We start from the raw sequence: 13765 nt of genomic DNA on the forward strand, positions 1-13765 counted from the left end.
AATGAAGATAGAAGAAACTAGATTAAAAGGGTGTTATATTATAAATCCAACAGTTTTCTTTGATGAAAGAGGTTATTTCTTTGAGAGTTTTAATCAGCAAAAATTCTCAAAACTTATAGGAGAAGAAATAAACTTTGTTCAAGATAATCAATCTTATTCAAGTAGAGGTGTTTTAAGAGGGTTACATTATCAACGAGGTGAGTTTGCTCAAGCTAAGCTAGTTCAAGTTTTAAAAGGAAAAGTTTTAGATGTTGTAGTTGATTTAAGATCAAATTCTGAGACTTTTGGAGAGCATATTACAGTTGAGCTGACATCAGAAAATAAAAAGCAATTATTTATTCCTAGAGGGTTTGCCCATGGATTTATTGTGTTATCTGAAGAAGCTGAGTTCTTTTATAAATGTGATAATTTTTATAATAAAAATTCAGAAGAAGGTATTAGATATGATGATCCTCAATTGAAAATTAATTGGAAAATTGGTAATATGACTTTGATAGTTTCAGAAAAAGATAAAATACTTCCCAACTTTAAAGATGCTAGATTATGATAAATATACTTATCACTGGAGCAAACGGACAATTAGGTAAGAGTATTTTTGCTAAAACAAAAGAAACAACAATAGATAATATAAATTGGGATTTTAAAAATTCTAGAGATTTAGATATTACAGATGATAATAAGTTAAGAGAAGTATTTAAAGAAAAAAAATATGATTATATTATCAATTGTGCCGCTTATACAAATGTAGAACAGGCAGAAAAAACACCTCAATTGGCATTAGCAGTTAATAGTAATGCTATTAAATATCTAACTGAGATTTGTAAAGAGAAAAGCATTAAATTAATACATATCTCTACAGATTATGTATTTGATGGAGAAAAATCAGAACCCTATAAAATAAATGATAAGACAAATCCGATTAATGAATACGGTAAATCAAAACTTTTAGGAGAACAATATATTCAAAAATACTTAGAGAAGTTTTTTATTATTAGAACATCATGGTTGTATAGTAAAAGATATGGAAAGAATTTTTATCGAACAATATTAAAAAAGGCACAAACAGAGGATAAGTTAACAATAACGAGTAAAGAAGTTGGTTGTCCAACAGATGCAGATGATTTAGCAACATATATAATAGCGTTGATTATTCATAAAAGAGACAATTATGGAATACATCATTTTTGTGGAGATAAAATTATGAGTTGGTATGAATTTGCATTAGATATTATTAAATCTAATAAAATTGAAAATATAGAAGTTTTTGATCAGGAATATAAAACTTTAGCAAAAAGACCTAGATATAGTGTTCTAGAAAAGAATAATTAAAGTAAGTGTATGGAAATATCTTTATTTGATAATAAAATAGCTGTAATAGGACAAGGTTATGTAGGATTGCCATTAGCAGTTGAGTTTGCTAAAAATGGTTACGAAGTTTATGGTTTTGATATAAATCAAAGAAGAATACAAGAATTACAATCAGGTAAAGACCAAACCAGAGAAGTTGAAGAACTAGAGTTAAAGTCAATAAAAAATAAAATTCAATTTACATCGATAATTGATGATATAAAAGATGCTTCCATATACATAGTCACAGTACCTACACCTATTGATGATTTTAAAAAACCTAACCTTAATCCTTTAAAACAAGCTACCAAGTCTATCGGTAATCTGTTAGATAAAGGAAATATCGTTATATATGAATCTACAGTCTTTCCTGGTTGTACAGAAGAAGAATGTGTTCCTATACTAGAGAAGATAAGTGGTTTAAAATATAATGAAGATTTTTATTGTGGATATTCACCAGAAAGAGTCAATCCAGGAGATAAAAATCATAAGGTATACAATATCATAAAAGTTACTTCGGGAAGTAATGAAAAAATAACTAATGTAATAGATAAGCTTTATAAAAGTATTATCAAAGCAGGTACGTATAAGGCTTCAAGTATAAAAGTAGCTGAGGCAGCAAAAGTTATTGAGAATACCCAAAGAGATTTAAATATTTCTTTGATGAATGAGTTGGCTTTGATTTTTGATAAAATGAATATCGATACAACAGAAGTATTAGAGGCTGCTGGAACCAAATGGAACTTTTTACCATTTAGACCAGGATTGGTAGGAGGACATTGTATAGGAGTAGATCCTTATTATTTAACTTATAAAGCAGAAAGCCTAGGTTATTATCCTGAGGTTATTTTATCAGGAAGAAGAATTAACGATACTATGGGAGTTCATATAGCTAATAAAGTTATTAAGCTCATGGTAGAGAATGATCTTAAAATAAAAAGTAGTAAAGCTCTTGTTTTAGGAATTACGTTTAAAGAAAACTGTCCTGATATACGTAACACAAGAATTGTAGATGTTATAAAAGAATTAAAATCTTTTGGGATAGAGGTGGGTGTTTACGACCCTTATGCGTTAAAAGAGGAGGTGAGAGATACGTATGAAATAGAGCTAATAGATCAAATAAATGAAACTTATGAAGTTATTATTTTGGCTGTTGGGCATGATTATTTTAAAGCATTAAATATAAAAGAGCTGAAAAAAGATAAAAATAGTGTTGTTTTTGATGTAAAAAGCTTTTTAGCAAAAAAAGAAGTTACTTCTAGATTGTAATTTATGTAAATAAGAGTAAAAAAGAGTATCTTTGCAGATCATTTTTTTGAATCTCAATTAAAAATATTGAACGAATAAGTTAGTATATGAAAATAAAAAACTTAATTGTTTTTGGTACTAGACCAGAAGCAATTAAAATGGCTCCGTTAGTAAAAGAGTTTTTAAAAGATAATGAAATTTTTGAAACTAAAGTTTGTATTACTGCACAGCATCGAGAAATGCTTGATCAAGTATTATCCTTTTTCGAAATAACTCCCGATTTTGATTTGAACTTAATGAAGCCAAATCAAAATTTATATACTTTGACTGCAGATATCATAACAAATTTGAAACCTATTTTAGAAAGTTTTAAGCCAGATTATGTTTATGTTCATGGTGATACAACAACAACTATGGCAACAAGTGTAGCAGCATTTTATTCAGGAGCAGAAGTTTGTCATGTAGAAGCTGGTTTAAGAACACATAATAAAAGGTCTCCTTTTCCAGAAGAAATGAATAGATGTATAGCTGGAAGTATTAGTAATTATCATTTTTCACCTACAGAAACTTCAAAGAATAATTTGATTCAAGAAAATATTAGCGAAAAAAATATATTAATTACTGGTAATACAGTGATTGATGCACTTCATTTTAGTTCAGATAAAGTTAATCAGTTTGATTTTTTTGATGAAGAAATTGAAAGTTTAAATAAGATTGTAGATAATTCTAAAAAACTTATTTTGGTTACGGGGCATAGAAGAGAAAATCATGGACAAGGATTTATAAATATATGCAGTGCTTTAAAAGAAATAGCTGAAACATATGAAGATGTTCAGATTATATATCCTGTACATTTAAATCCAAATGTACAAAAGCCGGTTTTTGAATTATTAGGAGATATTAATAATATTAATTTAATAGATCCACTATCATATCCTTCATTTGTATGGTTAATGAATAAATCTTACATGATAATAACAGATAGTGGAGGCGTACAAGAAGAAGCACCTAGCTTGGGTAAGCCTGTACTAGTGATGAGAGATACAACAGAAAGGCCAGAAGCAGTTGAAGCAGGAACTGTTAAGTTAGTAGGGACAGATGTGAAAGAGATAGTAAAGCAGGCTAAGTATTTATTAGGTGATGATGAAGAATACAAAAGAATGGAAAAATTACATAATCCATATGGAGATGGTCAAGCTTGTAGACGAATAATAGATTTTATAAAGAATATTGAAAAAAAATAAGTATTGAATATGCAGAATTCAGAAGTTGTGATGGTAGGTTTAGGATATATAGGTTTGCCAACTGCAGCATTAATTGCTCAAAATAAAGTAAGAGTTCACGGTGTAGATATTAATCCTCAAGTAGTAGAAACAATTAATGCAGGTAAAATTCACATTGTAGAACCAGAACTTGATCAAGCAGTAGCTTCGGCTGTAGAACAAGGATACTTATATGCAGATACAAAACCTGTAGAAGCAAATACTTACCTTATAGTAGTTCCTACACCATTTAAAGGAAAAAATGAGCCAGACATTTCTTTTGTAGAATCAGCAACAAAGGCAATTTTACCGCTTTTAAAATCAGAAGATTTATATATAATAGAATCTACATCTCCGATTGGTACAACAGAAAAAATGAAAAATTTAATTTATACAGAGAGACCTGAGCTTAAAGGTCAATTGTATATGGCATATTGTCCAGAAAGAGTATTGCCTGGTAATGTAATGTATGAATTGGTTCATAATGATAGAGTTATAGGAGGTATAGATGAGGTTTCTACGGAGAAAGCTGTGAACTTTTATCAGAGATTTGTAAAAGGAGAATTGCATAAAACTAATGCTAGAACAGCTGAGATGTGCAAGTTAGTAGAAAACTCTTCTAGAGATGTACAAATTGCATTTGCAAATGAATTATCACTTATTTGTGATAAAGCAGATATTAATGTTTGGGAATTAATTAATTTGGCCAATAAACATCCTAGAGTTAATATACTTCAACCTGGTTGTGGTGTAGGAGGGCATTGTATTGCTGTAGATCCATATTTTATAGTAGCTGATTATCCAATGGAATCTCAAATCATTGGTAAGGCAAGAGAAATTAACAACTATAAGTCGTTCTGGTGTGCAGAGAAAATAAAAAATGCAAAATTAGAATTTGAACTTCAAAATGGAAGAAAGCCTAAGATTGCATTGATGGGGTTAGCTTTTAAACCTGATATTGATGATTTAAGAGAATCTCCTGCTAAATATATAGTTCAGAAAGTTTTACAAAATGCTAATAATGAAGAATATTATATAGTAGAGCCTAATATAGAGACACATACAGTTTTTAAGCTAACAGACTATAAAGAAGCTGTAGAAAAAGCAGATATTATAGCGTTTTTAGTTGGACACAAAGAATTTAAAGAACTTAGATTATTAAAAGATAATAAAGTTGTATTAGATTTTTGTGGAATAGATTTAAAATAAAAATCAATTTTGAAGATTGAATGCAAAAGGGATTTTTAAATATTATATGGGGAGTTTTTAGTAAACTTTTTTCAGGATTAAAACTGGCTATATTTGGAATTATGGTAGCTAGATATCTTGGACCAGAAAAGTTTGGAATCATTAGTTATGTTGTTAGTTTTGTTTCATTATTATCTGTTTTAGCTGAATTTAGATTAAATAATATTCTTTTAAGAGAAATATCTAAAGGGAATAATATAGAAAAGCTTTTAGGAACGTCTTTTTACATATGTTTTTTTTTCGCAACGATAGGATATTTAACGTTATCTTTTATCGCTTATAGTATAAAAGATTCTATAGATATAAAAATATTTATCGTTTTATATGGATTAAGTTATTTTTTTCAAATGTTTCGCTTTTTGAGAGCTTATTTTATAGCTAAACAAAAAAATAATATTATTGTTAAAAGTGAATTAATTACTACTATAATAATTCTATTACTAACTTATATATTAATAATACTGAAAACATCTATAACGTATTTTATCATACTTAGAGTTTTAGATTTATTATTATTTTCTGTAATAATGCTTACATTTTATAATAATAAATATGGCAAAATAAAAAAATGGAAATACGATAAATCAATTAAAAATAAATTAATTAAAGATTCTTTTCCACTGGTACTATCTGGTTTTGCATTGATTGTTTTTCAAAAAATCGATCAAATAATGATTAAGCACTTTATAGATAGTGAAGCGGTAGGACAATACGCAGCAGCCGTATCCGTAACAAGCATTATAGCCTTTATACCTATTGTGATCTCAGAATCATTAGTTCCTATTTTAGTTAAAATTAGAGAAAAAGATAATGATCAATATATCTGGTTTAGACAAAGGTTTTCTGACTTTTTAACTTGGAGTAGTATACTTATGTCTTTTGTTATAATGATAACATCTCCAATTATTATAAAATTGCTTTATGGCGAGAGTTATTTACCATCTATCGAAATAATGAAAATTTTTGCTTGGAAAGGTTTTTTTATAGGAATTGGTGCGGTTGCAGGTCAGATTATGATAATTGAAAATACACATCAAATATCATATATAAAGAGTATAGTAGGAGGGTGTGTAAACTTAATATTGAACTTCTTTTTTATTCAAGAATATGGATCAATTGGTGCTGTTTGGGCTTCTATTTTAGCATTTGCAGCATCGTCATATATTACACATTTATTTATTTTTAGATATAAATATATATTTAAAATACAGACAAAAAGTATTTTTTATGGGATATATTATATTATTAAAGATTTTAGAAGATTTTTTAAAATAGCAACAGCTAACTTATAGCAAATGATAGAGAAAGAGTATTCTTTAAAAAACTATAATACATTTGGCTTAAATGTAAAGGCAAAGTATTTTTTTTCTTTTGAGTCATTGAATGAATTATATTCATTTTCAAAAGAAAATATAAAAGAAAATGAAAACATTTTTATCCTTGGAGGAGGTAGTAATGTTTTGTTTACTAAAGATTATGAAGGGTGGGTAATACATTCTTTAATGAAAGAAATTAGAATTGTAGAGGAGTCCAATGATAATGTAATACTAGAAGTTGATGGAGGTTTAACTTGGGATGATTTTGTGGAATTTTGTGTTAAGAATAATTACTATGGTATTGAGAATCTATCTCTAATACCTGGTAATGTAGGAACAACACCTGTCCAGAATATAGGTGCTTATGGAGTAGAAATAAAAGATTTTATAGTAGAAGTTAAAGCATATGATATTATAAAAAGAAAAGAGATTATACTTAGTAATGAAGATTGTAACTTTGGATATAGGTATAGTATTTTTAAAACTGAAAAATATAGAAATGTAATAATAACATCGGTTGTTTATAAATTATCAAAGATTCCTTACTATAAAATAAAGTTAAGAGAACATAAAGGAGGAGTTTTTGCGAAATACTTAGAATTTTTAATAGAATTACTTAAGAATTTAAAGGATGTCTTTTTTAAAGCTAAAATAAATCTGAAAAAGAGAAGTATTAGTATTGATTATAGAGTTCTTAAAGGAGTTTTTGAATCTTCTGGAATATTCTCTTTAAGAAAAATAAGGAATATGATTATTAAAAAAAGAAATGCAAAAATCCCTAATCCAAAAAAAGTTGGAAATGTAGGAAGCTTTTTTAAAAACCCTATAATTGATAACCAGAAAGTTAATGAATTAAAAAATAAATTTTCTAATGTGGTAACATATAATATAGATGATAAATATTCAAAAATATCAGCAGGATGGCTTATAAAAGAATGTGGATGGCAAGGAAAGAGAATAAATGATGTAGGATTGTATAAAGATCAAACTTTAATTATAGCTAATTTTGGAAATTCAACTGGAGAAGAAATCCATGAATTCTCAGAGAAAATTGTGGAATCTGTTTATGAGAAATTTTCGATAAGATTAGAGAGAGAAGTTGTCGTAATATAATTTTTTTTTTATGATATTTAATTCTATAGATTTTTTATTATTTTTTCCAGTCGTAGTTATTATTCTTTTTATTCTACCAAAAAAAATACAATGGTTATGGTTATTACTTTCTAGTTATTATTTTTATATGAACTGGAATCCTAAGTATGCCTTATTGATTTTAACATCTACAATAATTACTTTTATCACAAGTTTATTTATAGCAAAAGAAAGTTCTATTTTTAGAAGGAAGGTATGGGTTTTTATAAGCTTTTCTTTAAATCTTGCTATTTTATTCTTTTTTAAATATGCTAATTTTACATTAGAATTAGTTGATAAAATGTATACTAATTTTGGAATGAATATTAATATTCCAAGATTAGACTATTTACTTCCTGTAGGAATTTCTTTTTACACATTTCAAGCTTTAAGTTATACTATAGATGTTTATAGAGGAGATATTCAACCAACAAAACATTTTGGTAAATATGCTCTTTTTGTATCCTTTTTTCCTCAATTAGTAGCAGGTCCTATAGAAAGAACTACTAATTTATTACCTCAATTTGATAGAAAAATCTCTTTCAATTATAATAGAATGAGAGATGGTTTGATGCTTGTTGCGTGGGGATTCTTTAAAAAAGTAGTTATTGCAGATAGAATAGCGGTAATTGTAGATCATGTATATAATAACCCTGTAACAAATGATGGTTTTGGTTCTTTAATAGCAATGTTATTGTTTTCTGTACAAATTTATTGTGATTTTTCTGCTTATACAGATATAGCTATTGGTATAGCAAGGATTATGGGGTTTGATTTGAAAAAGAATTTTGATAATCCATATATAGCTCAATCTATAACTGAATTTTGGAGACGTTGGCATATATCCTTATCTACATGGTTTAGAGATTATTTATATATTCCTTTAGGTGGGAATCGTTATGGGAAAACAAGAATGTTACTAAATCTTTTTATAGTGTTCTTAGTAAGTGGGCTATGGCATGGAGCAGCTTTGACTTTTATTATTTGGGGAGCTTTACATGGAATTTTAATCATCATAGAAAAGCTTTATAGTAAAGTTCAATTTAAAATATATGAGAAATTAAGATGGAATGTCCATAGGTTTTCATTTAAATTATATAGAATATTAATTACCTTCACTTTAGTAACCATTGCTTGGGTGTTTTTCAGAGCAGATTCATTTTCTTTAGCTTTGGATGTTTTATCAAGCGTAAAACATATAAAAATAGTGGATTTTTTTAATGATAAAATTTATGAATATGGATTAATTGAGTCTGAAGTAAAAATTGCGTTAATAAGTATATTACTTTTATTTACTATAGAATTTTTGAATATTAGGTTGAATATTAAAAAGGAAATTTTTAATCAAAATATAGTATTACGATGGACTTTATATATATCGATCATTTTCTTTCTATTAATTTTTGGATATTATAATAATGAACAAGCAAATTTTATATATTTTCAATTTTAAAATTGTTAGAGTAATAGTATTTCTAATAGTATTTATTTTTATCACGAACAATATTGTATCAAGATTTACTAAACCTAGTATAGATCATACTCTTGCTATAAATTTAGAAACTCTTAAACAGCAAAATTTTGATGTTCTGTTTATGAGTAATTCTTATTTATTTACAGCATATGATCCCTTATTGTTGAAAAGTTTAACAGGATTAAATTCTATACATTTAGGAACTTCTGCTCGAAGATTATGTTTTGAGCCATTTATATTAAAACAAGCATTGATTACACAAAGACCAAAGTTGGTAGTAATAGATATTTCAAGTACAACAATTGTTAGTCCGGATTCTGATCGATCTTGGTTTTTTAATAATAAAGCGATTTCTAATTTCAATTTTTCTATTGATAAATATGAAATGTTAGATGGATTAATACCAGATAATCGAAAAGATTTATGGCTACAAAGCTTTTCATTGACCACGAGAAATTTATATAATTTAACGTCAGAGAAAGAATTAAAATATTATGGAACAAAAAAGAAATCAAGAATTGGAAAAGTCTTTGGTTATGATGTTAGAGTTAAGCAAAATACTGATAAACTTAAAGATTTTAAGAAAGATTTCTCTAGTTTTTATAAAAAATTACCAGGCAATAAAATTACAAAATACAATGTGATAGACGAAGAAAGCATAATTAAAATTCAAGAATTATTAGATATAGCTGAAGAATATCCAGAAATCCAATTTTTATTTATCAATAATATAAAGTTAGATGCAAGTACAGAAAATCAAGATTCTATTGAATTGATTAAGGAAAAGGCAAAACCTTATAATAATACTAAAGTTTTGGAATTAAATACAAAGCAAATAAAAAGTGAAATTGATTTAAAGTATGAAGATTTTTATGATCCTGGACATGTTAGGCAATCTGGATCAATGAAAGTTACATCATATTTTTCTAATTATTTAAAAAATCAATATAGTTTTGATAACTTCAAAACTATAAAAAATAATTCTATTACCTTCAAAATGAAAAATAAGAAAAACAAAGGTATAATAGAGGTAAAGGATGTAAAGTTACTTATTGCAAATAAATATAATACCGATGTTAGGGTTTTAATTGATTCAATACCTGATGCCTATTTAGAGGTTAGTACGGTAATTAGTGTGTTTCCAAAAGAAGGATATGAACACTTATTGGAAGTTAAGTCTAAAAAAAATAAATGGAAATCTGATAACCTATATAGAAAATTAAAAAACTATATAAAAACTAAAGATGGATATATAGGAAAATTAAATAGTTGGTCAAAATTAAAGCCTGAACAAATAGATCACATAGAGATGAAATTTTCTGGGCCTGGTGTTTTAACAGAAACACTTACATTGGATTTAAATAAAATAAATATATTACAACAAGCTCGATAAAATAATTATGAAAAAAATATACACAATAACGTTTCACCATGTTTTAAATTATGGAGCTGTATTACAAGCTTATGCTCTAGCTAAGTTTTTAAAAAATAATGATAAAAACGTTTCTATTATTGATTATAGACCTAGTTACTTTTTATATAAAACATATAGACCCAAAAAGAAGATTTTTACAACATATACCAAAGTTTTAAAAGCTATTAGGTTTTATAAATTTAGAAGGGATTTTTTACCATTAACTGATGATATATTTTTTAGCACTAAATCTCTTAAAAAAGCATTTTCAAAAAGTGATGATTTTTTTATTTGTGGAAGTGATCAAGTATGGAATGCTAATTTGACAAATGGGAAATTAGATGAAGGTTTTTTTCAAGACTTTTTACCTGAATCTGCGAATAAGATTTCATATGCAGCAAGTATGGGAGAAACACCTTTTAATAACAAGGAATTTGCTAGAATAGCATCTAATTTAAAATCATATAAGAAAATATTAGTAAGAGAAGATTTTGTTCAAAACGAAATAAAAAGAGTAGATGATAATATTTTATCAAACATTGTTGTTGATCCTTCATTATTAATAGATGATTATAGTGAAATAATTGATTATTCATTAGTCCCATCAGAACCGTATATAGTATCATATTTAACTGAAGATAGTAAATCAGTTAGAGAGTATATAAATAAGGTCGTAGAAATGACAGGATTACCATTGATAAATCTTGGAGGACATAAAATTAAAGAAGCGAAGATTAATTATCTTTACGAATCACCGTCTAAATGGTTGGGGGTTTTTGCTAAAGCAAGCTTAGTTTGTACAAATTCATTTCATGGAAATGCATATTCCTTAATTTTCAAAAGAAATTTTACTGTCTTTACTAGAGAAACAAAAAAAAGACTTAATAGAAGACAGTTAACATTATTAGAAAGGGTAGGGTTAGAAAGTAGATTTATAAATAAATTAGAAGATTTGAATCATAAACATTTAGAAGAAATAGATTATTCTATTATTAATGAGAAATATCAAGATCTAGTAAATCAGTCAAAAAGACTGTTATTAGATGCTCTAGCGGATTAATTTACGATTTCATATAATACAAATAAAATTGATGTCCGAATTACAAAAAAAAATATTAAAGTTTAGTGTACCAATTATCTATATTAGTTTTGCATTTGATTCCTTATTAAAAATTAATTTAGGGATGAAGATTCATCTTGGAATCTTATGTATTCTAGGATTAAACTTTATTTATTTTTTTTTTAAAGGATGGAAACAGAAAATAACTATTAATAAAAATGATAAGTGGTTATTCATTTTTACTCTTTATTTAATATTAAGCATAATCCTTAATAAAGAATCCAATGGTTTTTTATTGATATATTTTTTCATTGCATTAAATATTTACTTTTTTATTAGAAAGAATTTTCATTTAATTGATGAGAAAACATTATTTAGATTTCAATATGTTATTATTATTACTGGATTAATTCAGTTTTCTCTATTTCTGTTTTTTGATTATCAATTAAATTTTTTAGGTACGGATCATTATGAAAAATTAGGATCTGTACCTAAAAGGCTAAGAGGCTTTTTTGTTGAACCCAATTGGTATGCTATAGCCATTACATTTAATACTTTTTTTCTGATAAAAAATAATATTGTTGGTTTTATAAAGAAACATCCAATAGTATTCTTTTTAACAGGCATAGTTTTATTATTAAATGGAACATTTGGTACATTAATAATATTAATAGCTATTTATGGATATAAATATTTAAAAAGAAACCTTATTATAGGTATAGGTGTTTTTTTGATAGGTTTATTAATTGGAAATATTATTTTAAATAAGCGCGCAGAATCAAAAAAAGGTAGGAAAGGAATAGAATTATTTAATCATTATTCTAGAGTTGAACCTTTAAAAAGAGTCTATAATTATATGGAAGAAAGACCTGTATATATAGCCTTATTTGGAGAAGGTTTTGGAACTTGGGGAACAATAGCTGTTAAGCATAGATTGAGTGTTTTAAATTATACCATTAATCCAAACTCAAGAGATGGAAGTGAATTACCTGTTTATTTCTTTGAACTTGGTATAATAGGTACTCTGATATTCTTCTTAGATATTTTTCATTTACAAAGAATTAATTCAAGAAAGGATTTTTATCTAACAGGAGCTTTATTACTTTTTATTATTTCCTTTTTATTATATCCGATATTTAAATTTTTGATGTATATGATTTATTATTTTGTGCTAAGACAAGTAATAATAAATAATAGAAAAGAAAGATTAGTTTTAAACAAGCAATGAAAAATAAGGCAATAATTTTTTTGGTGAATCATATGGGAGTTGGAGGCTGTCAAAAGGTTCTTTTTGATTTAATAGAAGGTTTAAATGATTCTTCTGAAGAATTTGAATTATATTTAGTTTCTAGATCAGGAGTTTATAGTGAAAAGCTGATTAAAAGAGAAATTAAATTTATTGATAGGTCAGGCTTAAAGGGTATAAAGATGATTAAATTGATAAATGATATATCCAAAAAGCATGAAAAAATAATACTACATACAAATAATAGAATTGATATTTTATATAAATTTTTTTTAAGCAAGAATAGTTTTCATATACATACTTTTCATAGCACATTTTTAAATAAAAACTATTTTTATTATTTATTAAAACCTCAAAAATCTATAAGTATATCTAATAGTGTTAAGCGCTATTTAGAAAAATATAGAATTAATAGCAATTTAATTTACAATGGTATTAATATAAGAGAAAGTGTTTATGATTGTGATGAAGGATTGAAAAACAAAATATTATACGTAGGTAGATTAAGTAAAGAAAAAGGAGTAGATCTTTTTATTAAAGCTTTGAATTATAGAAAAGATGCAAAGAATAAATTAGTAGTGGATTTTTATGGAGAAGGAAATCTTTTTTTAGAAAGAGACATTAGAGAAACTAAACAAAAGAATAATATTTTGAATTTTTATGGCTTTCATGAAAACCCTTGGCATAATGTTAAAGATTATGATATGATTGTAATTCCTTCTTTATATGAAGGTTTTTGTTTAGTTGCTGTTGAAGCTGCATCAATGGGAATTCCTATTATTTGTAATGATATACCAACATTGAGAGAAGTAGTTCCTTTTTTACCAGAAGAATGTTTTTTTAATGTGCATGAATATGGATCAATTTTAAATTCGATAAATTATGTTATAGATAACAAAATAAATATTTGCGAAATTTTAAGCGATGAAAAAGAGAAAATTAGATGTAAATTTTCAAAACAAGCTATGGTTTTGAACTATAAACACTTATATAAAGAATCTTTCAAATTAATATAATTT

Annotated in this window: 12 protein-coding genes; all 12 read left to right on the forward strand. The window is 26.2% G+C overall.

Translation table 11 applies throughout. The annotated features are described in order from the left end of the window. Position 1: 1 nt before the first annotated feature. Positions 2 to 547 (forward strand): dTDP-4-dehydrorhamnose 3,5-epimerase, encoded by a 546-nt coding sequence (gene rfbC, locus ACYEKI_RS05955; RefSeq protein ID WP_459210255.1) that lies wholly within the window; start codon positions 2 to 4, stop codon positions 545 to 547. Then, positions 544 to 1329 (forward strand): dTDP-4-dehydrorhamnose reductase, encoded by a 786-nt coding sequence (rfbD, locus tag ACYEKI_RS05960; protein WP_459210256.1) that lies wholly within the window; start codon positions 544 to 546, stop codon positions 1327 to 1329. Before rfbC ends, rfbD begins: the two co-directional genes overlap by 4 nt. 9 nt (positions 1330 to 1338) lie before the next feature. Further along, positions 1339 to 2616 (forward strand): nucleotide sugar dehydrogenase, encoded by a 1278-nt coding sequence (locus ACYEKI_RS05965; protein ID WP_459210257.1) that lies wholly within the window; start codon positions 1339 to 1341, stop codon positions 2614 to 2616. Positions 2617 to 2702: 86 nt separating this feature from the next. Then, entirely contained in the window at positions 2703 to 3839 is a 1137-nt protein-coding gene (gene wecB / locus ACYEKI_RS05970) for a non-hydrolyzing UDP-N-acetylglucosamine 2-epimerase (protein ID WP_459210258.1), read from the forward strand. A 9-nt stretch (positions 3840 to 3848) separates the two neighbouring features. Further along, positions 3849 to 5066, forward strand: coding sequence for a UDP-N-acetyl-D-mannosamine dehydrogenase (gene wecC / locus ACYEKI_RS05975; RefSeq protein ID WP_459210259.1), 1218 nt, complete (start codon positions 3849 to 3851; stop codon positions 5064 to 5066). A gap of 20 nt (positions 5067 to 5086) precedes the next feature. Further along, positions 5087 to 6397 (forward strand): flippase, encoded by a 1311-nt coding sequence (locus ACYEKI_RS05980; RefSeq protein ID WP_459210260.1) that lies wholly within the window; start codon positions 5087 to 5089, stop codon positions 6395 to 6397. 3 nt (positions 6398 to 6400) lie between these two features. Beyond that, positions 6401 to 7534, forward strand: a complete 1134-nt coding sequence (locus ACYEKI_RS05985; RefSeq protein ID WP_459210261.1) for an FAD-binding protein — start codon at positions 6401 to 6403, stop codon at positions 7532 to 7534. Between the two features lie 10 nt (positions 7535 to 7544). Continuing rightward, positions 7545 to 9005 (forward strand): MBOAT family O-acyltransferase, encoded by a 1461-nt coding sequence (locus ACYEKI_RS05990; protein ID WP_459210262.1) that lies wholly within the window; start codon positions 7545 to 7547, stop codon positions 9003 to 9005. Beyond that, positions 8956 to 10419: a hypothetical protein gene (locus tag ACYEKI_RS05995; protein ID WP_459210263.1), complete on the forward strand. Its 1464-nt coding sequence runs from the start codon at positions 8956 to 8958 to the stop codon at positions 10417 to 10419. The genes ACYEKI_RS05990 and ACYEKI_RS05995 overlap by 50 nt, the downstream gene beginning before the upstream one ends. Before the next feature lie 7 nt (positions 10420 to 10426). Further along, the gene (locus ACYEKI_RS06000; protein WP_459210264.1) at positions 10427 to 11500 is read left to right on the forward strand and encodes a polysaccharide pyruvyl transferase family protein; all 1074 of its coding nucleotides are present in this window, start codon (positions 10427 to 10429) and stop codon (positions 11498 to 11500) included. A gap of 124 nt (positions 11501 to 11624) precedes the next feature. Then, complete coding sequence (locus ACYEKI_RS06005) at positions 11625 to 12728, forward strand: hypothetical protein (RefSeq protein ID WP_459210265.1); 1104 nt, start codon at positions 11625 to 11627, stop codon at positions 12726 to 12728. Continuing rightward, positions 12725 to 13762, forward strand: a complete 1038-nt coding sequence (locus tag ACYEKI_RS06010; RefSeq protein ID WP_459210266.1) for a glycosyltransferase family 4 protein — start codon at positions 12725 to 12727, stop codon at positions 13760 to 13762. Before ACYEKI_RS06005 ends, ACYEKI_RS06010 begins: the two co-directional genes overlap by 4 nt. The last annotated feature ends 3 nt before the right edge of the window (positions 13763 to 13765 follow it).

The organism is Aquimarina rhabdastrellae (assembly GCA_947387485.1).
GTDB lineage: Bacteria > Bacteroidota > Bacteroidia > Flavobacteriales > Flavobacteriaceae > Aquimarina.

Bases quoted from the DNA above. Each gene is read 5' to 3' on its own strand.
- rfbC (WP_459210255.1), top strand. From the start codon at position 2: ATGAAGATAGAAGAAACTAGATTAAAAGGGTGTTATATTATAAATCCA.
- rfbD (WP_459210256.1), top strand. From the start codon at position 544: ATGATAAATATACTTATCACTGGAGCAAACGGACAATTAGGTAAGAGT.
- ACYEKI_RS05965 (WP_459210257.1), top strand. From the start codon at position 1,339: ATGGAAATATCTTTATTTGATAATAAAATAGCTGTAATAGGACAAGGT.
- wecB (WP_459210258.1), top strand. From the start codon at position 2,703: ATGAAAATAAAAAACTTAATTGTTTTTGGTACTAGACCAGAAGCAATT.
- wecC (WP_459210259.1), top strand. From the start codon at position 3,849: ATGCAGAATTCAGAAGTTGTGATGGTAGGTTTAGGATATATAGGTTTG.
- ACYEKI_RS05980 (WP_459210260.1), top strand. From the start codon at position 5,087: ATGCAAAAGGGATTTTTAAATATTATATGGGGAGTTTTTAGTAAACTT.
- ACYEKI_RS05985 (WP_459210261.1), top strand. From the start codon at position 6,401: ATGATAGAGAAAGAGTATTCTTTAAAAAACTATAATACATTTGGCTTA.
- ACYEKI_RS05990 (WP_459210262.1), top strand. From the start codon at position 7,545: ATGATATTTAATTCTATAGATTTTTTATTATTTTTTCCAGTCGTAGTT.
- ACYEKI_RS06000 (WP_459210264.1), top strand. From the start codon at position 10,427: ATGAAAAAAATATACACAATAACGTTTCACCATGTTTTAAATTATGGA.
- ACYEKI_RS06005 (WP_459210265.1), top strand. From the start codon at position 11,625: ATGAAGATTCATCTTGGAATCTTATGTATTCTAGGATTAAACTTTATT.
- ACYEKI_RS06010 (WP_459210266.1), top strand. From the start codon at position 12,725: ATGAAAAATAAGGCAATAATTTTTTTGGTGAATCATATGGGAGTTGGA.